The organism is Kistimonas scapharcae, assembly GCF_039540975.1.
Classification (GTDB): domain Bacteria; phylum Pseudomonadota; class Gammaproteobacteria; order Pseudomonadales; family Endozoicomonadaceae; genus Kistimonas; species Kistimonas scapharcae.
Genome location: NZ_BAABFL010000016.1, coordinates 30,326 through 52,354 on the forward strand (window position 1 = coordinate 30,326; position 22,029 = coordinate 52,354).

Annotated in this window: 20 protein-coding genes and 2 tRNA genes; 2 read left to right on the plus strand and 20 right to left on the minus strand. The window is 52.2% G+C overall.

Annotated features, from left to right (window positions below):
- Nucleotides 1–58: 58 nt before the first annotated feature.
- The 7 genes from ABD892_RS01140 to ABD892_RS01170 form a co-directional block, all read right to left on the minus strand.
- Nucleotides 59–2,059 (minus strand): DUF1302 domain-containing protein, encoded by a 2,001-nt coding sequence (locus tag ABD892_RS01140; RefSeq protein WP_345192980.1) that lies wholly within the window; start codon nt 2,057–2,059, stop codon nt 59–61.
- A gap of 433 nt (nt 2,060–2,492) precedes the next feature.
- The gene (gene pepN, locus ABD892_RS01145) at nt 2,493–5,138 is read right to left on the minus strand and encodes an aminopeptidase N (protein WP_345192982.1); all 2,646 of its coding nucleotides are present in this window, start codon (nt 5,136–5,138) and stop codon (nt 2,493–2,495) included.
- Between the two features lie 99 nt (nt 5,139–5,237).
- Nucleotides 5,238–6,095, minus strand: a complete 858-nt coding sequence (locus ABD892_RS01150) for a DUF2797 domain-containing protein (RefSeq protein ID WP_345192984.1) — start codon at nt 6,093–6,095, stop codon at nt 5,238–5,240.
- Between the two features lie 21 nt (nt 6,096–6,116).
- On the minus strand, nt 6,117–6,389 hold the full coding sequence (locus ABD892_RS01155) for a YeaC family protein (protein WP_425559141.1): 273 nt from the start codon (nt 6,387–6,389) through the stop codon (nt 6,117–6,119).
- Nucleotides 6,390–6,420: 31 nt separating this feature from the next.
- Nucleotides 6,421–7,308 carry a rhomboid family intramembrane serine protease gene (locus ABD892_RS01160; protein WP_345192986.1) on the minus strand — a complete coding sequence of 296 codons (888 nt, stop codon included), beginning with the start codon at nt 7,306–7,308 and terminating at the stop codon, nt 6,421–6,423.
- Nucleotides 7,309–7,352: 44 nt separating this feature from the next.
- Nucleotides 7,353–8,351 (minus strand): metallophosphoesterase, encoded by a 999-nt coding sequence (locus ABD892_RS01165; RefSeq protein ID WP_345192988.1) that lies wholly within the window; start codon nt 8,349–8,351, stop codon nt 7,353–7,355.
- A 56-nt stretch (nt 8,352–8,407) separates the two neighbouring features.
- Entirely contained in the window at nt 8,408–9,289 is an 882-nt protein-coding gene (locus tag ABD892_RS01170; protein ID WP_211828818.1) for an NAD(+) kinase, read from the minus strand.
- A 90-nt stretch (nt 9,290–9,379) separates the two neighbouring features.
- On the opposite strand from ABD892_RS01170, the gene ABD892_RS01175 reads away from it, so the two are divergent.
- Nucleotides 9,380–10,315, plus strand: a complete 936-nt coding sequence (locus tag ABD892_RS01175) for a DUF1853 family protein (RefSeq protein WP_345192992.1) — start codon at nt 9,380–9,382, stop codon at nt 10,313–10,315.
- Here ABD892_RS01175 and ABD892_RS01180 read toward each other — a convergent pair.
- Both ABD892_RS01180 and ABD892_RS01185 read right to left on the minus strand, forming a co-directional pair.
- A complete protein-coding gene (locus ABD892_RS01180) occupies nt 10,298–11,236 on the minus strand; it encodes a 1-aminocyclopropane-1-carboxylate deaminase/D-cysteine desulfhydrase (protein ID WP_345192996.1) in 939 nt (312 codons plus the stop codon). The two genes, ABD892_RS01175 and ABD892_RS01180, sit on opposite strands and share 18 nt — an antisense overlap.
- A gap of 230 nt (nt 11,237–11,466) precedes the next feature.
- Nucleotides 11,467–13,512, minus strand: coding sequence for an oxidoreductase (locus ABD892_RS01185; RefSeq protein WP_345192998.1), 2,046 nt, complete (start codon nt 13,510–13,512; stop codon nt 11,467–11,469).
- 218 nt (nt 13,513–13,730) lie between these two features.
- On the opposite strand from ABD892_RS01185, the gene ABD892_RS01190 reads away from it, so the two are divergent.
- Nucleotides 13,731–14,762 (plus strand): AraC family transcriptional regulator, encoded by a 1,032-nt coding sequence (locus ABD892_RS01190; RefSeq protein WP_345193001.1) that lies wholly within the window; start codon nt 13,731–13,733, stop codon nt 14,760–14,762.
- Between the two features lie 13 nt (nt 14,763–14,775).
- Here the strand turns inward: ABD892_RS01190 and bamJ are convergent, their stop codons facing one another.
- The 11 genes from bamJ to gspF all read right to left on the minus strand — a co-directional run bounded on the left by bamJ (nt 14,776) and on the right by gspF (nt 22,021).
- Nucleotides 14,776–15,393: a BamJ family beta-barrel-assembly machinery protein gene (bamJ, locus tag ABD892_RS01195; protein ID WP_345193003.1), complete on the minus strand. Its 618-nt coding sequence runs from the start codon at nt 15,391–15,393 to the stop codon at nt 14,776–14,778.
- A gap of 126 nt (nt 15,394–15,519) precedes the next feature.
- Nucleotides 15,520–15,596 (minus strand) — tRNA-Asp (locus ABD892_RS01200).
- A gap of 21 nt (nt 15,597–15,617) precedes the next feature.
- Nucleotides 15,618–15,693 (minus strand) — tRNA-Val (locus tag ABD892_RS01205).
- A 140-nt stretch (nt 15,694–15,833) separates the two neighbouring features.
- Nucleotides 15,834–16,340 (minus strand): type II secretion system protein GspM, encoded by a 507-nt coding sequence (gene gspM, locus ABD892_RS01210; RefSeq protein ID WP_345193005.1) that lies wholly within the window; start codon nt 16,338–16,340, stop codon nt 15,834–15,836.
- Nucleotides 16,341–16,396: 56 nt separating this feature from the next.
- On the minus strand, nt 16,397–17,752 hold the full coding sequence (gene gspL, locus ABD892_RS01215; RefSeq protein ID WP_345193007.1) for a type II secretion system protein GspL: 1,356 nt from the start codon (nt 17,750–17,752) through the stop codon (nt 16,397–16,399).
- Nucleotides 17,753–17,755: 3 nt separating this feature from the next.
- The gene (gene gspK, locus ABD892_RS01220) at nt 17,756–18,763 is read right to left on the minus strand and encodes a type II secretion system minor pseudopilin GspK (protein WP_345193011.1); all 1,008 of its coding nucleotides are present in this window, start codon (nt 18,761–18,763) and stop codon (nt 17,756–17,758) included.
- A complete protein-coding gene (gene gspJ / locus ABD892_RS01225) occupies nt 18,760–19,461 on the minus strand; it encodes a type II secretion system minor pseudopilin GspJ (protein WP_345193013.1) in 702 nt (233 codons plus the stop codon). Before gspJ ends, gspK begins: the two co-directional genes overlap by 4 nt.
- Nucleotides 19,422–19,805, minus strand: coding sequence for a type II secretion system minor pseudopilin GspI (gene gspI / locus ABD892_RS01230; protein WP_345193015.1), 384 nt, complete (start codon nt 19,803–19,805; stop codon nt 19,422–19,424). The genes gspJ and gspI overlap by 40 nt, the downstream gene beginning before the upstream one ends.
- Nucleotides 19,806–19,845: 40 nt before the next feature.
- Nucleotides 19,846–20,340, minus strand: a complete 495-nt coding sequence (gspH, locus tag ABD892_RS01235; RefSeq protein ID WP_345193018.1) for a type II secretion system minor pseudopilin GspH — start codon at nt 20,338–20,340, stop codon at nt 19,846–19,848.
- A gap of 1 nt (nt 20,341) precedes the next feature.
- Nucleotides 20,342–20,779, minus strand: coding sequence for a type II secretion system major pseudopilin GspG (gene gspG, locus ABD892_RS01240; protein ID WP_345193020.1), 438 nt, complete (start codon nt 20,777–20,779; stop codon nt 20,342–20,344).
- Between the two features lie 21 nt (nt 20,780–20,800).
- Nucleotides 20,801–22,021 carry a type II secretion system inner membrane protein GspF gene (gspF, locus tag ABD892_RS01245; protein WP_345193022.1) on the minus strand — a complete coding sequence of 407 codons (1,221 nt, stop codon included), beginning with the start codon at nt 22,019–22,021 and terminating at the stop codon, nt 20,801–20,803.
- Nucleotides 22,022–22,029: the final 8 nt, after the last annotated feature.

Below are 22,029 nucleotides of genomic sequence, written 5' to 3' on the forward strand. Positions count from 1 at the left end.
ATTATCGTACGCTCCAGCCGGATCCTCAGACCCGACCGGCAACCTTTTTTATCAAGGATTAGAAGGAGTACTTAACGTTGATGCCAATGTTGTCCCGGTCACGCATGGAATTGCTGCCATTACCGGTAAACTCTGTGTACTGGACACCAACTTCCAGATTATTGAGATACACTGCATCCACACCGACAGTCATGGCATTGCGACCTTCCAGGAAGTTACCGGTACGGTGTGAAGTACCATCAATATCCTGGCTCCAGCGCAGGTAAGGATTCAGGTTGACACCGGCGTAAACATCGTTCCAGGTACCAGCAAGAACGGCACTGTAACCCCAGGCATTACGACTCACCTGATCACTATCGTCACAGCCGTTTACATAAGCACAATCGCCACGTCCGGCAAAGTTCCTATCTTCATCATCTAAGACGCCAGGAGTACCTGTTGCTTGGACACCGGTATAGCTCAGACTTGAACCACGAAGATGCTCAGAAGCTACCTCCACTACACCAAAGAGAGAATCAAAAGTCAGACTTGGTCCGAAGTTATGTATGGCCAGAAGAGACAAATTCCAACTTTCTACTCGCTCATAATTATGAACTGCACCATTTCTATCGATTGTTTGATCTGCAATCGTTATTACACCATCACCAACAGTGCCGCTATTATCGGCCAAATCAGCCCCCTGCAAAACCAAATCACCTAATAAATCATTGGTAGTAGCAATGCCAATTGGCATATTTGGACGGTAGGCTATCTCACCCGAAAAAGATGTATCACCAACAGTGGTATTAAAACTCACACCGTAGACACGAATATCTTCAGCATATTCCCTATTAGCATTTACGTTATTTATGAGTTCAACGGTAGCCAAGCCGGAAGCTTGCAAAACCCCTCCAGCAGGTGTAGTTAATCCACCCACATTAACTCCATCAAAATCATCATTAAGATCAGCGTAAATTGTTGGCTCTTTTGAATGGTAATTAATGAAATAGAAACCAAACTCAGTATCGTTAAGATTTTCTGCTATGTACCTAAATGAAACACCGAATTGACCATCATCACTTGGATTTATATCACCTCCAATATTAGCAACTCTTGATATAGCACCATCGTTATACAATTCGGCATCACCACTAATACCGAGGCCATTTAGAATAGCTGGAGTAAGACCACCAATACCATTTTCTGCAGCAGCCACTATTGTTTGATAACCAGGTATTGCGGTTTCTAAATCCGTCCCTTCAAACTCGTTATAAGCAGTATGCCCACCTTCAGCAAAGAGATCAGTTTCAGAGAAGAAGGTACCTACAGGATCAATTTCAGTCCGGCGATAGTTGAACTGATAGAATGCTGACATTGAAAGGTTATCTGTAAGACCCAGACTCATTGCCAGTGTTTCAACAGGCACAAGCGCTTCTTTCAGCTCGGAACCCGGCAGACGGAACTTAGCGGCATCGAGCGGGTTGGTGGTATTGATACCATTACGGTAGAACAGGCCTTCCCCCCAGCTCAGCACCTGCTTACCAAAACGGACATCCAGCGGCATTTCACCGATATCCCAGCTGCCGTAAACATAAGCATCTAAAATCTCGGCATTCTTACCGGAAATACTCTTGGCGTCATCCAGGAAACGGTTATCAGGACGAGTCCCATTCATACCTGCCTGACTGGGCTGGAAAGGCTGCCAGCTTTCCTTACCGTAGTTATTGCTACCCCAGAACTCAGTGTCGTAATAGGCAGTACCACGAACAAAGGCACCGTAGTTTTCATATTCCAGGGAAAGGTCAGAGGTAATCTTGTAAACCTGCGACACCAGTCCAGTATCGAAGTTACGGTTACCGTCGTTACCATTGATGTCGTCATTATTGCGATCCTGACCCTGTACGCGCCACAACGCCCCGTAGGAGATCGTAGTATCAACAGACCCGGTCACTTCACCATCCATCAGATCAAACTCGATAGCGTGAACAGGTGCTACCGCAAGGATACTGGCCAGGGTGAAACCGGCAGCGGCCGGCGCGAGTCGTATCGGTGTCGGCAGTGTGTTCTGCTTCTTCTTCATTATCGTGATAACTCCGTGGATTGTGACGGGGCGCCCCAGAGCCCCTTTATTATTGTCAGGCTTTGCCTGTGCCCACTTTGCTTGACCAGCTCCTTACCGGTTGCTGACATTTCCCCCGCAGGCGGGCACGAGAATGACAGGCAACGTTCAGAAAATCAACTCTCGAACGCTCTGGCATCAGCCCACAGCCATCTTCAGGGCGGTTTTAGCAAAATTAATACCAATCTGTCTTTTTAGCCTGTAAACCCATTGTCAATAGGGTAAGAAAATGAAAAATGATCAAATATCGCGACAAGCTATCCATTAAGACAGGAATAAAAAAACGGAATTGACGACAGACACTCGTCAATTCCGCTTATTGAGAGGGAAACAGTTACCCGGTAACACTTTTTAATAGCCGGGTAACAGTTTTAATGATCGAGTAACAAAAAGGTTACGCGAGAGATTTACTGACGACCTCAAAGACATCCTTGGACAGCTCATTGGCTTGAATGCGCTCCAGCTCGCCTTTCATCAACCCAACGCGCTGTTCATCGTAACGCCGCCAGCGCGTCAGCGGTGTCAGCATACGGGCAGCAATCTGCGGATTTTGCTTATCGAGGCGGATAATGTTGTCCGCCAGGAATGCATAACCCTCCCCCGAAAGATCATGAAAACGCTTCAGGTTACGCATACAGAAAGCACCAATCAGTGACCGCAGCTTGTTCGGGTTGCGATAATCAAAGACAGGATGTTCCATCAACTTTTTGACCCGCTCCAGCGATCCCATACGCGCCCCGGAAACCTGCACAGACAGCCACATATCCATCACATTGGCATCACCCTTCCACTGGTCATGGAAAGCCGACAGCAATGCGTCTGCCTTTTCCAGTGCCGATTGATGGGCGCCATTCACGACACAGGACAACGCCGCCATCTGATCCGTCATGTTGGTGGCATTATTGAACTGGGTTTCCGCCAGTACCAGCATTGCCGGTGTGTCCAGTTCTGTGAGGTAACCCAGGCAGATATTCTTCAACTGTCGTTCGGCGATATCTTCCGCTTCCGGCTTATACGGCTTTTCGACGGCCAGCCCACGATAGAGCGACTGAAGCGGTTCACTCAGACTCTTCGCCAACTCGCCACGGACAAACTCCCGCGCCTCATGGATTGCATAAACATCAATAACCGCCATTTGTTCAGACAGCCACTGCTCAGATGGCAACGACAGCATTTCTGCCACCATAGCCTTATCAGCAGTCTCGTCTTCCAGCAGTTCACGCCAAGCCTCGATCAACCGTGAATCCAGCGACAGGGGGTTGGCGGCCTGAATATCACGCACAAGATCCAGGATGGTATCCGTCGCCAGCCGCTGACAGCTGTCCCAGCGGTTGAAACCATCTTCATCATGACGCATCAGGAACAGCAGATCTTCACGGCTGTAGTCGTAGTTCAGCCGAACCGGTGCAGAGAATCCCCGCAGCAGCGATGGCAAGGGTCGTTCCGCCATATTCTCGAAAACAAACTGCTGGCTGGCTTCACGCACTTCCAACACCGTTGTTGTTTCACCCTTATCACCCACAGGCAGGTTTACTCCTGCTGGAGATAACAGGCCTATTCCCAACGGAATATGGAATGGCTCCTTCTCTTCCTGCCCCGGCGTTGTCGGACAGCTCTGGGTGATTTCCAGAACATAACGCTTATTGTCAGCATCATAGCTGTCGGCAACATCAAGCACCGGTGTACCGGCCTGGGTGTACCAACGCATAAACTGCGACAGATCGACACCATTGGCATCTTCCATGGCGCGGACAAAATCCTCGCAGGTCACTGCCTGACCATCATGCCGTTCGAAGTAGAGGTCGCTCCCTTTCCGGAATCCATCCTTACCGACCAGGTTATGAATCATCCGGACAATTTCTGCCCCTTTCTCATACACCGTCAGCGTGTAGAAGTTGGAAATCTCAATAAATGACGATGGACGCACCGGATGTGCCATGGGGCCGGCATCTTCAGCAAACTGTGCGCTACGCAGGTGATTGACATCCTCAATCCGTTTCACGGTACGAGAATTCATGTCTGCGGAGAATTCAGAATCACGGAATACCGTAAACCCTTCCTTCAGGCTGAGCTGGAACCAGTCCCGACAGGTCACCCGGTTGCCAGACCAGTTATGGAAATATTCATGGGCAACAATGGCTTCAATGCGCTGGAAGGTGGCGTCTGTTGCGGTATCCGCCCGGGCCAGCACGCAGGAGGAATTGAAAATATTCAACCCCTTGTTTTCCATGGCCCCCATATTGAAATCATCCACGGCCACGATCATGAAGATGTCGAGGTCATACTCACGACCATAGACTTCCTCATCCCAGCGCATGGATTGTTTCAGGGAACGCATCGCATGGTCGCACTTGGTAATATTGTGCGACTCCGTAAAGATCTGAAGGGTAACATCACGTCCACTCTGGGTCGTGAAGGTATCCTCCACTGACACGAGATTGCCAGCCACCAGCGCAAAAAGATACGCCGGCTTTTTGAACGGATCTTCCCACACTTTCCAATGGCGGCCATCTTCCGTTTCACCCTGTTCAATGCAGTTACCATTGGACAAGAGCACCGGATATTTCGCTTTATCCGCAGTGATCCGGGTTGTGAACAGCGACATCACATCAGGCCGGTCCAGATACCAGGTAATACGTCGAAATCCTTCTGCTTCACACTGGGTGCAATACATGCCGCCAGACTTGTACAGCCCTTCCATCGACGTGTTGTCCTGTGGCGCCAGCACCGAGACAATCTCCGTTTCAAAACGGTCACTGCTTATGGGCAGGGTCAGTGTTTCCGACGTCAACGTGTACTGTTCCGGCGTCAGTTCGACACCATCCACTTTCACCAGATCCAGCTTCATATCGGCATTGCCATGCAGCACCAGTGGTGGCAGCTGGCTGTTGTGCCGATCCTGATTCAAGCGGAACTGCAGACGGGCCGTAACCCGTGTTTCGTTTTCGACCAGATCAAACGACAGATCAGTTTTGTCGATCCAGTAATCGGGTTCCTGGTAATCCTTGAGATAGATCGCGCCGGGTTGTGCGTCTTTCATCGTATGCTCCTTGTGTCATGGCCTCTCTCTGTCAGACAGGCCAGCAGACGGCTTGTTCCTGAGATCAATCATTCCCTGTGAAACGTGAGACTTCTGGTCTCAATTGGCCACGGAAACGTCCACCTGGTAAGCGGTAAATTTCCGGATATTGATCACGCCGGTATCCAGTAAGAGGTATTGTCCCTTGATACCCTGCAGCACCCCTTCGACCAACGGGGTTTTGTCCAGGTTAAAGGACGTCACTTTGACCGGGTATTGCTGAACAGGGTAACTGAAGCGATAACTCTCTGCATCCAGCACTGGCTGTATAGCCTGGACCCCGTATTCCTGCTGCAATGCAGCGATATCATCATCAAAACGATCAAACAAGGCGTCTCGCTCAGCGACAATGTCCAGTTCAGGTACCTGTCCCTTCACCATCGCACGCCAGTTCGTTCGATCCTTCACGGCTGAGCGGAACAGGTCTTCGACCAGACCGGATAATCGACGGGTAGCGACCCGGAAAATCGGCAGCGCCTCGACAGCGCCCTGATCAATCCAGCGCACCGGCACCTGATTCAGACGGGTAATCCCGACCTTGATGCCGGATGAATTCGCCAGATAGACCACATGATCGGTCATGCAGTTACGCTCACCCCATTCCGGCTCACGACAGGTGCCCGCATCATAGTGGCACTTTTCGGGACTCATGATACAGCTGTCACAGGCGGCCAGCTTGCGGAAACAGGGATAGCAGAATCCCTGGTTAAAGCTTTTTTTGGTCTTCCGGCCACAATGGACGCAGTTGATTGCACCTGCATAGTGAATGGAGAGTTTTTCACCGATCAAAGCATTGAGCGGCAATAAATCCTCCCCCACAGGAAGCTGGTAGTGCACCACACCATCCACCAGCTCACCACGCATTTTCCTGAGCACCCCCGAAAGGACTTTGGCGCCGGTTATTACCTGTTCTGTCAACTTACACTCCCTCTCCCGGGCTCAGGCATCCCTGAACCGCAGAATGGTTTCATTGTCCTTGCTTTCTTCGGACGACGTTTCATTTTTATGCGAACGACAGGCTTGGGCCATGTAACCGGTACGCTCACACTCGGGCAGATGGTGCCGTTCCCAGGCAATCACGGCCTGCAGGCTGGATTCACGCTGCTCCGGTGTCAGCTTGCGACCATCGGGCCATTTCCCCAGCTCCACCGCACGACGCAGGTTCGCCACGGTTTCGGACGTCATTGTTTTGATTAACTGATCAAATTCCATTATTCCCCCTGTCACAGCATCGCTGTAGCCTTCAGGCGCCTTTCACCACATTTTGTTTTTCGCCCCGAAAGCGGTTGTACAACCAGCCACAGGCTGCACCACTTAACAGGCCACCCGCATGCGCCGTATTGGCCATCTGACCAAAACCGATCGCTCCCAACACGCCGGTAAAGCCAATCACCAGCCAGATCAACATAAACATGTAAATCCCGGAAGGTACGCCATAGAGTCCCGGCTGTTCTTTTTCCCGAATCCACAGGAAGCCCATCAGGCCATAAATGACGCCAGAGAACCCGCCGAACAGCGCCACACTGCCACCAAACTGATACTGGGCGATATTGGAAACCAGCCCCGTGACAATAATGAGCAGCGCAATAAACAGACTGCCATGATGCAACTCCAGCCGACGCCCGAATTCCAGCAACCAGAGCATGTTGAACGCCAGGTGCAGAATGCCAAAATGCAGGAAAATCGGTGTCAGCAGACGCCAGTACTCCCCGTGGGACAGGCTGTAGGACAAGGGCACAAAGCGGATATATTCCCCGGCAATGTCAAAATTCAGAAATGAAAACCAGGCAACCGTCTGATAATCATTGCCCAGCCGGGTAATGAAGGCCACCACCAGGCATACCACCAGAAACAACAATGTCGCCGGCATGCGCTTCCAGTCCGCCAGCGGTCCGCTCATCAAGCCATGACGCTTCCACCACTGAATTTTCACTTCGCCAAGCTGTAGCAGGCCTGCCTGCCAGTCAGCGTAAAATTGCTCCACCTGCGCCGCCGCACTGGCCGGATTCTCCAGCCACAGCACCTGACGCCCCCCTTCCTCGGTGATCCGGTGGGCAATCCCCTCCCGCCAGAGAAAAGCGGAAAAAGGTAACAGGTCTATCTCCATAGACAGTTCAAGTACACGTTGCATGATTGTCTCGCCGATTTATCGCATCACGAAAAAGTATCGCATCATTAAAAAGCAGCCGAAGCCGTGAAGGGCTCGTCCGGGTCGACATCCACCCAGACAAAATGGCTGTGTTTGAGCCATCGCTCATTACTCATCCGGTAGGCGACCAGCTTGCCATATTTGACGGCACTGTAATCCAGGCAAGCAATATTGGGTCGGATCAGCGCCGGCGTACCGGAACGCCAGTAGTGGCCAAAGAACAGCGGGGGCTGGTCCGGATCATAGTAGGGTATACGCTCCAGATCATCCGGCGACAGCTTGCGGCCCGCCAGCTCCGGCGGCAGCGGATCGGGCTGAAACACCACATCGTTCAGGGTATCCGGGTATTGTTGCCAGAAGGCAGCCCGGAAAAACCGGCGCACGAGACCGTCCTTGCTGGTCATGGTCATACCATCCGGCAAGGGCAGATCTATGCCCCTCAGCAGATGGTCCACCGTCCGGTTGGCAAAGCTGCCGTAGACCGCAGATTCCTGCAGGAACTCACTGTCGATAGTGTTGCGCTGGTAGCGACGGCGGAACTCGCCAATCAGGCGGGGGTCCCAGCAAGCATGCACCACACGGAAACGGCGAAATTCGAGAAATAGCGGCAAGGACATCAGCCACCGAGCATGATCCGCCAGCTCATCGGCATGGCCGGCAAACTGCTCCAGGGTTTCCCTGACCAGACGACAGTTACGTTCCGTATGGGAACGCAGGTATTCCAGCCCGGAACCCTCGGCACCGGGCGTTAAAAAGGCCAGCAGATTATACTCATGGTTTCCCATGACCAGCTGTGCGGCGCCCGCTTCTACCATATCCCGCACAGTTCGCAGGGCTTCCCGAATCCGGGGTCCACGGTCGACAATATCGCCGACAAACACCGCCTGCCGGTCCGGATGGCGCCAGATACCATCCACCTGTCTGTAACCCAGCTCGGCCAGCAGCCGACACAGGGTGTTGTTGCAGCCGTGGACATCGCCAATCAGGTCATAACCCTGATGACACACACTGTCTGCATATTCCATGACGTACTCCAATCCAGGAAACCAGTGCCTGAACAACGTTAGACCACGCGGGGTGCTTAGCTATCCAGACGATTACCCCACCCAAGCTTGGTGCGGCACACTTCGTAGTAGTTATGATTGAGGGGATGGATGAGACGCAGTTTGTACGGTTTTTTATGGACAGTCACGGTATCACCCGGGGCTGCCGTGATATGCACCTGACCATCGCAACTGAGCTGCGGATAGGTCGGGTTATTGCGGCCGATGACGATTTTCAGCTCGCTGTTACCGTCAATGACGATCGGGCGACTGCTCAGGGTATGGGGAAACATCGGCACCAGCACCAAGGCGTCCAGTCGAGGATGCATGATCGGCCCGCCACCGGACAGTGCATAGGCCGTAGAACCGGTCGGTGTAGCCACGATCAAACCGTCAGAGCGCTGGCTGTAAACGAACTGACCTTCAATAAAGAGTTCAAATTCAATCATCCGGGTCGCCTTACCCGGGTGGAGTACCACTTCGTTCAGGGCGCCAGCACGTCCGATGACCTCACCTTCCCGTTTGATCGTCATTTCCAGCAGGAAACGGCTTTCGACGATATATTTGCCTTCAAGCACTTCGCCAACCTGCTCTTCCAGGTTGTCAGGCTGAATATCGGTGAGAAATCCCAGGCTGCCACGGTTTACCCCCAGCACCGGCACATTATGCCGCGCCAGCGCCCGGGCGGCGCCGAGCATACTACCATCACCACCGACGACGATCACAAGATCGCAGATTTCCCCCATCATCTTCCGGTTACAGACCTGCAACCCGTGACCGGGCAACAGTTGCGCCAATGGCTCTTCCAGAATAACGTGCAGGTGACGGGACAACAGAAACTGTTTCAGCCGCTTGAGCGTCTCCACAACCTGGACACTGCCCAGACGACCGATGATCCCAATGTTCTTGAACTGTTCCATAAAACCATTGGTTATGAGAAATAGATGTTACTGTCCATTATAAACGTCCACGGCCCTGACCGTCACAGGGTTTCTCAGGAAGACTGAGCCATGAGCGTCAATTTTTCTACAGAAACGCTACAGGCATCGACCCAGTGGCTGCTGGAATGCCCGGTTCTGCTGGATCACCAGCAGCATCCCGCCTTACTGGCGTCTGCCTTGCCGCCGTCCGTTCGACCCGCAATGGGTGACCTGAAAAGCAACCTTGACGCACTGTTGGGTGACTTACAGGAAAAAAGACACCATCTTCTCGGCGTCTATTACGAGACGCTCTGGCAGGCTATCTTCCGGCATTTACCGGATACCCGGGTTATCAGCAGCAATCGTCAGGTTCAGTCAGGGAAACGTACCGTGGGCGAATTTGATCTGATTTATTACTGTGGCACCCGAAAAACCTATGTGCATCGGGAAATGGCGGTCAAATTCTACCTGGGACTGCCCGGCACAGATTCACTTGCCGGCTGGTTTGGGCCTGGTCTTGAGGATCGCTTCGACCATAAGGTTGAACGGTTGCTCCATCACCAGTCTGTGTTAAGCCAAACCATAGAAGGCCGTCACTCTCTGGAAGCCCTTGGTATCACTGCAATTATCAGCGAAACCCTCTTACAGGGTTGCCTGTTTTATCCCTTTGAAAACTCAATAACGGCACCTGACCTGTTATCTGACAACCATCTACGTGGCGACTGGCTCACAACCAGCGCACTGGATCACTATGCCAACAGCAAGCAGATCAACGCAGTTAGCCACTTAAACAAGCATCAGTGGATTACACCTCCTCTGAATGGCCATACGTCACAAGTCAACACTACCCATGTGCATACCGTCGACTGGCTACGTATGAATGCCGCGTCATTATTCGAGCAATACCGGGGCCCTGTCATGCTGGCCGGATTGACCGTAAAGGATGATGAGTACCGGGAAATATCCCGTTTCTTCCTGGTACCGGATGACTGGGAAGATCAGGCTCACTTACGATTCAACCAGTAAACGATTTCCCTGCAAACCACCCGTGTGTATCGCCAGGATTCGACTGTCAGGCAGAATATCGCCGTTTTCAACTAACTGTTCCAATGCAAAAAAGAGCTTGCCGGTATAAACCCGATCCAGAGGCACACCGGTATCTTCATAAAATCGACGTATAAACTGCTGCAGTTCATCAGTCTGGCGCGCATAGCCGCCGCAATGAAACTCCGTCCTGAGTTGCCAGTTTTGATAATCACAACCGAAATCCATCAACCGCTTGCGAATATCCTGAACAAGAAAATCGCCCCCTTTCAAAACCGGCACGCCAAGAAATCGCCCCTTTCCTTCCGCCCCCAGAATCAAGCCAGCCAGTGTTGCCCCTGTTCCGCAGGCTGTAGCAATGCGATCGTAATCGACCGGCTGAATACTATGCAGAGACAGGATTTCTGCACATCCCTGCATAGCAGAAGCATTACTGCCACCTTCAGGAATAATACGGGTTACTGCAGAGTCACACCCCAGAGCGACAATCAGCTCACCATGAAACTCAGTGTCATAGCGTCGGCGATAAGCCTCACGTGTCACAAAGTGCAGGCGCATTCCCATTGCCTGCATATCTTTCAACGATGGCGAGAGTACATCAGGTTTCTGACCACGAATAACGCCAACGGACTCAACCCCAACAACCTGACAAGCAGCTGCCAACGCATGCAGGTGGTTTGACCAGGCGCCACCAAAGCTGATCACTGTTTGAAACCCACGCTTGTGGCAGTCATCCAGATTATATTTGAGCTTGTACCACTTGTTGCCACTGACCAATGGATGCACAAGATCCAGACGCAGCACATCCAAATGGATAGATGCCAATGGTCCTTTTTGAATCACAAGCTTTTGTAATGGAACAGGTTCTATTAACCCGGGAATCAGACCAGAAGGCGAAGCCATGCAAACTATCCGGAAGGCTGAGTTCGTGAGCGCAAGATCAGAAACTAAAGTCCAAATGAAATACAACTCTGGCGCCTTTTCTAGGCAATCGTTGTATTTTTCCAGTATTTTCCCTAATGAAGCATACGTTTTGGCTCACATAACGGAAACGTATAATCATACCAAATTCAAAAACAAAAATGCCGCTGTAGAAGATATACAGCGGCAACACCTTGCAATAACCAAAAAGATCAGATGACAGCAGCGAGACGAGAGCCCTGGTCAATCGCACGCTTGGCATCCAGCTCACCGGCCTCATCGGCACCACCGATCAGGTGGACGTTGACACCGGCTGCTTCAATCCCAGCCTGCAGTTCTCGCAGGGGTTCCTGACCGGCGCAGACAATCACCGTGTCCACCGGCAACACCTTGGCTTCACCATCCTGCAGGATATGTAATCCTTCATCGTCCACTTTCTGGTATTCCACTTTATTGAGCATCACAACATTCTTGTGCTTAAGGGTTGCCCTGTGAATCCAGCCAGTGGTCTTACCCAGATTCTGCCCTACCTTGCTCTTCTTACGTTGCAGCAGGAACACCTCCCGGGGAGACTGCGGCAATTGCTGCGACATACCTTCAACACCACCGCGAACATTGAAATCCTTGTCAATCCCCCACTCATTGAAGAAGGCTTCTTTGCTCAAGCTGCTGGATTGACCTTCGTGAGTGATGAATTCCGCCACATCAAAACCGATACCGCCGGCTCCTATCACCGCGACTGTCTTACCCACTGGTTTGCCATACTTCAGCACATCCAGATAGCCCAGCACTTTCTCATGCTCGATGCCATCAATAGCCGGCTTTCTTGGTACAATGCCGGTTGCCAGCACCACTTCGTCAAAACCAATACCCAGCAGATCACCCGCCGTCACCTTCTGACCCAGCTGCAGATCAACACCGGTTAACTCAATGCGGCGACGGAAGTAGCGCAAGGTTTCATAGAACTCTTCCTTGCCCGGAATCAGCTTGGCCACATTGAACTGACCACCAATGTCATTGGCCTGATCAAACAGGGTCACCGCATGCCCGCGCTCAGCCGCGACTGTCGCAAAGGCCAGACCCGCTGGACCGGCACCCACAACAGCAATCTTTTTACGGGTTTCTTCCTGCTTCAACGGAATGTAATTCAACTCGGTCTCATGACAGGCACGGGGATTGACCAGGCAGCTCGTCAGTTTGGCCTGGAACGTATGATCCAGACAGGCCTGGTTACAGCCGATGCAGGTGTTGATTTCATCTGCACGACCCTGCTCAGCCTTGATAACGAATTCACCATCCGCTAGGAAGGGGCGTGCCATGGAGACCATGTCCGCCTGACCATTCGCAAGAACCTCTTCCGCCACCTCGGGGGTATTGATACGGTTGGTCGTAACCAGCGGAATACCCACTTCCCCTTTCAGTTTCGCGGTCACATCCGTAAACGCCGCGCGAGGCACCATGGTGGCAATGGTCGGAATACGGGCTTCATGCCAGCCAATCCCGGTATTGATCAGGGTGGCGCCGGCTTCTTCCACTTTTTTCGCCAACGTGACAATTTCATCCCAGACACTACCACCTTCGACCAGATCCAGCATTGAAAGGCGATAAATGATAATGAAATCTGTCCCTACCCGCTCACGCACACGACGAATGATTTCGAGCGGCAGCCGGATTCGGTTTTCATAACTGCCACCCCAGCGATCGGTCCGTTTGTTGACCCGCTCGGCAATGAACTGGTTAATGAAATACCCTTCAGACCCCATGATCTCAACGCCGTCATAGCCAGCCTTCTGCGCCAGTGCAGCGCAATTGATGAAATCCTGGATCTGACCTTCGATTTCCTCTTCCGTCAATTCATGGGGTTTGAAGGGGTTAATGGGAGCCTGCACTGCAGAAGGGGCAACACTTTTAGGGCTATAGGCGTAACGACCGGCATGAAGAATCTGCATACAGATCTTGCCGCCTTCCTTATGGACAGCCTCCGTCACAATCCGGTGCTCTTCGGCTTCTGCTTCCGTATTCAGCTTGGCAGCGCCCATCGCCACGGCGCCTTCGGCATTCGGCCCAATACCGCCGGTGACAATGAGGCCAACCCCGCCACGGGCACGCTCCGCGTAGAACGCAGCAAGGCGTTCAAAGCCTTTCGGGCGCTCTTCAAGCCCGGTATGCATGGATCCCATCAGAGTCCGGTTACGCAACGTTGTGAAACCCAGGTCAAGCGGCTCCAGCAGGTGCGGGTATTGGTCGTGTCCTGACATACGATTCTCCTCACTCATCAGCAGGCGGCATTATCTGTTGTTGTTCGTGATCAAGCCGCATTGATGATATTCAATGTGCCCGTTATGCTCACGAGGGTTTGTCCGCCGTTATTCACGGTTTAGAATTCAGGTTATTGTCCAGACGACAGTAATCGTAAGGGCATATCGAGACAATGACCGAAAACAACAAATCACTGACCGTGGATGCACGTTAGACAATGAAGCTGGGTGAGCTGTCGCTGAATTTTACCCTGCCCCTGCTGAACGCAGTTCGCAGCAGTGGATACGATCCGTCACCGGTGCTTGAACGGTTCAGCATTACACCGGAGCAACTCGACAACCAACGCCACTGGATCTCCATTGGCCGGTTCATGCGACTCGGTCACGCACTGATCGAATTAACAGGCAACCCCGCACTGGGTCTGAAAGCCGGTGAACACAGCCGCCTGCACGGGCTGGGATTATGCGGTTATACCGCCATGACCGCAGATACATTGGGAGACGCCCTGTCATTACTGGTAAGGCTCGAGCCCTTATACGGTCGAAATATCCGCGGACAGTCCCGTTATCAGGAAACCTCAGACGCAGGTATTCTCCGGTTTTACTCCATAGCCCCTTATAACGAATACAACCGGTTTGTCGTTGATAGCGTACTGAGTGGCTGGTACCAGTTATGTGCATTACTAACCGGCGCCGACAATCTTGTAAGGGAAGTCCATTTTGAATTTCCAGCGCCCCATTACGTAGCAGCCTATGTTGAAGCCTTTAACCTACCGGTACTCTTTGGCCAACCACACAATCAACTGATACTGGGATCAAAGACACCTTCAACGCCCTGCCTGTTTGCTAACCCGGCCGATCATACGGCCTTTCTCACCCAGTGCGAACAACGCCTTCATAATCTGGCAGAGTGGAATAGCTATCGGAGCAAAACGGCCCAGATCATCGCCTCATTGCTTCCGGACACCACACCGGGACTGGATGATGTCGCGGAAAAACTGCACCTGCCGGCATGGACCTTGCGGCGCAAATTGCAGGAAGAAGCGACCAGTTTTAAGCAACTTCTGGATGAAACCCGTGAATCATTGGCCAGCGCCTGGCTGAAAGAGTCAGATTATGCCCTGTCTGAAATTGCCTTCATGACAGGTTTTTCATCAACGGAAGCCTTCCAGCGTGCATTTAAACGCTGGAGTGGCCTAACGCCGGGAGAATTCCGGCGCCAACATCAGGTTGGCCGCCGGAATCGATAGGAGGGGTTCGCTATCAGGCAACGATATCGAGCAGTTCAACATCAAACACAAGGGCAGCATACGGAGGGATAGCACCACCCGCACCACGCTCTCCATACGCCAGATTATGGGGAATGTGCAACTTGTACTTATCACCGACACGCATCATCTGCAGCGCTTCAATCCAGCCGGCAATCACCCCAGTCACCGGAAACTCTGCCGGCTCACCACGGGAAACAGAACTGTCAAAGACGGTGCCATCCACCAGCATGCCGTGGTAATGAACACGTACAGTATTGTCACGTGAAGCCTGCTGACCCTCACCTTCTACAAGAATTTCATACTGCAGACCTGATTCAGTCACTTTAACGGTATCGCGCTTGGCGTTTTCTGCCAGATAGGCTTCGCCTTCAGCCATTAATACCTTGGCTTTCTCTTCATGTTCAGCCTGCATTTTCTGACTGATCACGGAAAACGCTTCCTTTACCAGCGCAGGCTCAACAGCCCAGCCTTCCCCACGCAGCGCATCCGCAAGACCCTGCTGAACGGCTTCAATAGACAGCCCTTCAAAGCTCTGGCTGGCCAGCTGGTCACCCATCTGACGACCAATACCGTAACTGGCCTGCTGTTCGTGGGTTTCGTAATCAGACATTCAACTGCTCCGCTGTAGGGTAAAGGGGGCAAGAATATCAGAATGGCAGCGAGAAAGGGATACACGACAAACATGTAATAAAGACAACAAAAAAGCCTGCAATCATTGATTACAGGCTTTCTTATCTGGCGGACCGGACGGGGCTCGAACCCGCGACCTCCGGCGTGACAGGCCGGCATTCTAACCAACTGAACTACCGGTCCGCTTTTGTGCAGCACTTGTTTTGGTGGGTGATGACGGGATCGAACCGCCGACCCTCTGCTTGTAAGGCAGATGCTCTCCCAGCTGAGCTAATCACCCAACACGCTTTCAAACGCCACCTTCGCGGAGAAGGTTGTCACTGACGTCTGCAAGTGGCTACGGGAAGCGCATTCTACAGATTTACCGGTACAGGTCAATGCCCCAATCCAGAAAAAGACGACAACCTCATAATATTCAGGCTAATAGGACAACCGCATAAAGACTTTGACTACGCCATCCTGCTCGGTACGATCGATACGAATCTGGCGAATCTGCAGGTGTTCTTTTTCGTTCAAATAAATCAGCCACCCCAACAGCTTCTGGTAGGGTACTTCATCAATCCATACTGACACCCCCTGTCGCGCGGGCTGCACGCGGGTCAGGGTCAAGCCTGAACGCTTACCGGAAGAAGCAATCACCGACGCAGCATCTTTCGTTGGGGCAGACTGCGAAGACGCTGTCACTACGGATCTCGCCTTGCCCTGGTTAGCCACCATCAGCGCATGGGTTTCTTTTTCATAGACATAATCCGCCCGCTGCTTGGCCGACCAGCTCGCGATGGGATGCCATACCGCAAAATACACCAGCATCACTGCAAAAAATATCGACAATACCAGCAGCGCCCGCTGATCACGGCTGGACAATTGCGCATAATAATCCCGCGCACGGTCCAGATAAGGTGCTAAAGCATCGACCAATTTACCCATGATGACGTTTAATCCTTACCAGTGAACCCATTAAACTTATCAATCTCAACATTTCCCTATGACGACCTCATACTAAGACGGGCAACCACCGTATTTCCTTCCTGGTTCGCAGTTTCCATTGTCGCCTTTAACCCCGCGTCACGAAGAGCCTCCAGGTAACGGTTGACCGCTTCAAAACTCGCCGCCGCAACATTCAGCGTAACCCCGTCACCACTCTCATTGAAATCCAGGCTTTTTGGCTCGACGCCCTTTGCCCCAGCCTGAGCACTGACCCTGGACAGGGTGTTTAACACCTGCAGGAAACCATTATCTGTTTTTGCCGTGCCAGCCCGCTTTAGCAGACTGTTAAAGCGGTTCCTGACATCCACCACCGAGCGGTCACCCGAATTAATTTCCTTATAAAGCGCATAATTTTGATCATAATAATGAGCCGCCTGATGCTGAAACCAGAACCCTTGTCCTAGATAGAAGACAAATTCTAGTGCAACCCAGACCCCAGCTACCCAGGCAACCGGACGCCACTGGCGCCAACGCTTGCCCGCCTTTCTGGGACACTTAAAAGCACCACTGCGGAATTCCACCAGCGCTCTTGCTCTGCGCTGCTCAGACAACAATGACGCGAGAGCCGATAACACACTGCCGCCATTGATACCCTGATACTCTATCTTGCCCCCCTCCCCTGCCAAAGCAGTCATCTGGGCAATATCCGTTTCACTCTCACTGCGTTCGGAAAGTACTTTAATCGTAGTGATCATATTCTCAGGCTCTGACGTGCCCTTATCGTCATCGACCTGCACCGCAGTGCTCTGATCAATCAAATCATGATGAAGATACTGACCAAGCAAAAAAGGCAATGCTTCACGATCCACGGTCTGCGCCGGCTTTTCATGGGAGGCAATCGTCACCATTCCCTGTTCAAACAGCAACATGATCGTTTGGTCATCGGTATGCCAAAGGCCGTTCTCAGACACAACACTAACAGGCGAAATGCCACTTTCTGCGAGCGTATCTATCAATTCCTGCATAGCCGCCACAGGAAGATGTCCGACTAGTACACTGTCACGCCCAGTTTCCGACAAGCCGACAATATGTTGTTCTTCAACATTGCCGATCAGGCTTTCTTCAATCAGATAAGGCAGTGCCTGCTTCAGGTGTTTTTTCTGAGCCGATGTCACCGGCAAACGATGGAGACCGGCTAAAGTACCGGGCAATAACACCGTAACCTGTTCTGGCCACTGCTCCGGCGCCTCGTTCTGTACTTGTTCAGCCCAGACCTGAAGATCAGTAATACAGCCCTGCCGGATGGTCGTCTCATCGTCTGACGCTTGCCCTCTCACCATCCACTGAACAGGGGAAGTTACGCCTTCTCCATGCACAGATGGCATGATACGAATGACAAGTTCCTGATTCATCAATCACCTCACCGACTCACGCAGGGCTGCAACCCACTTCGGGGACACATCCAGTTCTCGACCTATCACGGTCACTTTGCCTTCATCATCCCTGGCAAGCCGGGAATGGAGATAAAACGTCACATCGCGGTATACCGCCTTGATATAGACACTGAAGAAACGACTTTTCACATCAAGGTTCAGCTTCTTAAGCACATTTTCGTCAATCTTTCCCTTGATGAGTGGGTGCTTCTTGAAGGTCTCAACATCAGAAAAACCGTCACGGCCCCGTCCATCAATAAAGGCTTTGGCATCCGATTCACTGAGCCGGTCAGACAGGCTCTGGAAAACCGTTGCCGTCATCGTATTGGCATTCAGGCCAGCCTTGCTGTCCGGCAGGACAGTGACATGTGGCAACAACCGTGCAAATTCATCCGGCGTTAATAGCTGCAACAATTTCAATTCCGACACCGAAGCCATCAAGGTGTCACCCGTTCGATAGGGGGGGGACGCCGTCAAGTAGAGACTGTCTTCCGCACCACTGCCAGAGACTTCCTGGCCGGGATCAATCCAATCCCTGATACGATACGCCAGTCTCGGATCGATTTTTTCATAAGACAGAATCCTGACCAGTGTTTCCAGAATTTCCTTACCTTGCCCATCTGCCAGGAGATTAAGGTTAAAGCGTCCCTGGTCATCAAGTACCTGAATAGATATCTCGCCTTCGGCAACTTCAAACCGGTCATTGGCGTCAGCCCAGGATTCAAACCAGTGATCAACTGGTTTTCCCTCTTTTTTGTCCTTTTTTTTATCTTCTTCTAACAATAACGCCACATAGTGTTCAGCACCAAGGGCGTAGTGCTTAGCCTGGACATACTGCAGATAGCGCGACTGCTTCTCCGTATTATGATAAAGCCTTGTCGCAATACCTGCTGCCACAACGGCAATAATGGCAAAAATCAGGAGCACAAAAATCAATGCGACTCCGGATTCACGGGATTTGGCGTGACGATTCCTGCCTGAGCCCCTCATGAACCATTCCCCCCATTATTGGGAGATGGCGGCGCCTGCTCCGTTTGCAGTTGAGGCTCATAGCTCAGACCCGGTAATTGCATTCTGATGTAGCCATACTCAGGATGCTCAATCACGACCTCAACCAGCGCCGGTAGCAGGTAGGGTCGCAGACTCTGTTTCTCTGATTGAGGCGGCCATGTTTTATGCCAGCGTTTCCGGCTGTCACGGAAACGAAAGCGAATGGCATCCACATCCTCCATCAGCACCTGTTGCTGGGGCTCCAGGAATATGCCCCGATCAAGAACCAGCCAATAACGCCGAATCAGCTGGCGGTCAGATAGCTCGTAAGACACCCGCTGCAGATCACTACGCAATTCCCCGGTAATGTTACGCCAACCCGAACGAGTAAATTCGAGCAATTTACCGTCCTGACCGGCCACCATTGCGGATTGGCGCTGACCAAACTCATCTTTTATAGGACGAATCGCAAGCTGCAACAGGTCTTTTTCCAGAACCAGCCGTGCACGCTGCATAACGCCGACATTCTCCCAAACGGCAATCGATGATTCCTGCATCTGGGTAACGGACTTCAGCAGGCGATAGCAGGCTGTCGCAATGAGCGCGAAAATAGCAATCGCGATCAACAACTCCAGTAATGTAAAACCGCCTGAACGCCTCAGCGAAGGGGCTTGTGCAGGAATCCGGTTAGACCCCATATTGCCTCCTTCTTGTTTTCAGGCAGTTGATTGCCCGCAAAAACGGTCACTTCTACCCGGTAAAAGCCCGCTTTGTCGGTTTCAAGCACATCACTCTGCACATACCAGTCCCGCCCTGACATCACCTGCGGTCCGCCGAAACTCCCGACCTGCAGGTTATCCGCATCCTGATAAAAGTGGTTGATCGCCTGGTCCGCCAGCCAGTTCGCGATGATCCTGTCCTGTATCTGAGCCGTTCGTTTCACGGCATTCCCGTCAGAGAGCAACAAGGCTGAGGCCGCCACAGCAAAGATAACCAGCGCTATCATGACCTCAAGCAATGTGAACCCTGACGTACGCCGCATCAACCGTTTTTTCCTATTAAAACCAACCCCTGGTTCTTGCTCATGGCATTGACACCGCAGACAATCCATCGGATGACAACTGCAGGGTTTGCTGTCCGTCTGTCCCCAGATACAGATTCAATTGAAACGGAGTCATCAATCCGTCACTGAACATGACGATTAATGGTTTCTGTTCGTTACCGGGCAAATTCGACGGTACCGGTTCTATCACGTCCATCCGGATGCGATCCGAAAATTGATGCGGCCTGTAGTGTGCGTCCTCGTATTTTTTCCAGGCCTCATTATCCCGTGACCAGCGCCACCAGTAATAACCATTATCTGTGGTAGAAAGCCCATACTCCTGACCATCAAGCAGTGCACGATCTCGGGCCTGCTCCATTAATAGCTGTAACCGCTGAGACTCATCCTGCAAGGCTTGTGCAGGGCCTGACGACCGGGGAGCGAGGAGTGTCACACCCAGAATAATCCCGATGATCAATATGACCACCAGTATCTCAATCAGCGTAAACCCCCTGTTTCTGGCCGCCCGATACACGTTACTCTTCCCAGTTACCTATTTCGGCATTAATGCCGTCACCACCGACGCGACCATCCGCCCCGAGTGAATAAACATCAAAGCTGCGGGTGTTGTGCGTACCTGGTACTTCATATTGGTAAGGATGCCCCCAGGGATCGACCGGCACCTTGGGCAGGTAACCATCCGGATTCCAGCGCCGCGGCTCAGGACTGCCGGAAGGCTCTTTTACCAGCGCATCCAACCCCTGCTCGGTACTTGGATAAAAGCCATTATCCAGCCGATACATTTCCAGTGCGCTGGCTATGGCATTGACATCTGTCCGGGCCACCGTCGCCTTGGCCTGATCCGGCCGGCTCATAATGGTGGGCACAACCAGCGCCGCCAGAATACCCAAAATGACGACCACCACCATAATTTCTATGAGTGTAAAACCACCCTGCCGCCTGTCCTGCATCATGTCTCTACCTCCTGACACCGATTACCCAATCAATGTATTCATATTCAAAATTGGCAGCAAAATCGCCAACACAATCACCAGCACAACGCCCCCCATCACAACCAGCATCAGGGGCTCAAACAGTCCAACCAGCATAGCCATACGATTTTCCAGCTCCATCTGCTGATTGTCAGCCGTCCGGTCCAGCATGGCTTCCAGCTCCCCGGTTGCCTCACCGCTGGCTATCATATGCAACATCAGCGGTGGAAAATAACCAGCCTCCTCCAATGCCCGGTGCAGGCTGCTTCCTTCACTGACCTTTCTTGCCACCGTTTTCACCGAGGCTTTCATGGCTTCATTACCCACCACTTGAGCGGCAATCATCAGAGCATCCACCAATGAGACACCACTACGGGTCAAAATACTCAAGGTTCCGGCAAACTGGGCGGTATTCAATGATCGACTGAACCGCCCGATCACCGGCAAGCCCATAAGTCGCCGATCCCAGCGCAATCGGATATCGGGCTTTGCCAAGGCATAACGCGTCGCAAAAAACAGTAATACTCCAACACCTGCCAGCCACGGCCAATACTGCTGAAACCCCTCACTGACAGTAATTAATCCCCGGGTCACCAGGGGCAAAGCCTGGCCACTGTCGATAAAGACCTTGATCACATCCGGCACGACATAACCCAACAGGAAGCTGACGATAGCCACGCAGGCCAGCATCAGTATTACCGGATATAAGAGCGCAAGTTGAACCTTCTGGCGTGACTGCATGCGCTGCTCAGTATAATCAGCCAGCTGATTCAGGACCTTGTCCAGATAACCGGCATGCTCACCGGCAGCGATAGTGGCACGGTACATGTGCGGAAAATGATTTGGGAAGGCATCCATACTCTGAGCCAAGGTAAAACCTTCCAACACTCTTGAACGAATGGCCAGCAACATATTTTTCAGTCGCCGTTTTTCCTGCTGTGCAGCAACCGCTCTTAATGCTTCCTCAATCGGCATAGCGGCCTGGATTAAGGTGGCAAACTGACGTGTAATCAATGCCAGCTGCGAAGCCGACATCCCCCGCCCAATGCCTTGAAAACGCGCAGTACCTTGGCGGGTTTTATGTTCAGCCACTGCATCAACCTGCAGTGGTGTCCACTCCCGGTCACGCAACACCTGCCGGACCTGACGCTGACTATCCGCCTCAAGGGTACCCCGCTGCTGGGCGCCATTTTCGTCCAGCGCCAGATATTCATACGCAGCCATGATGTGCT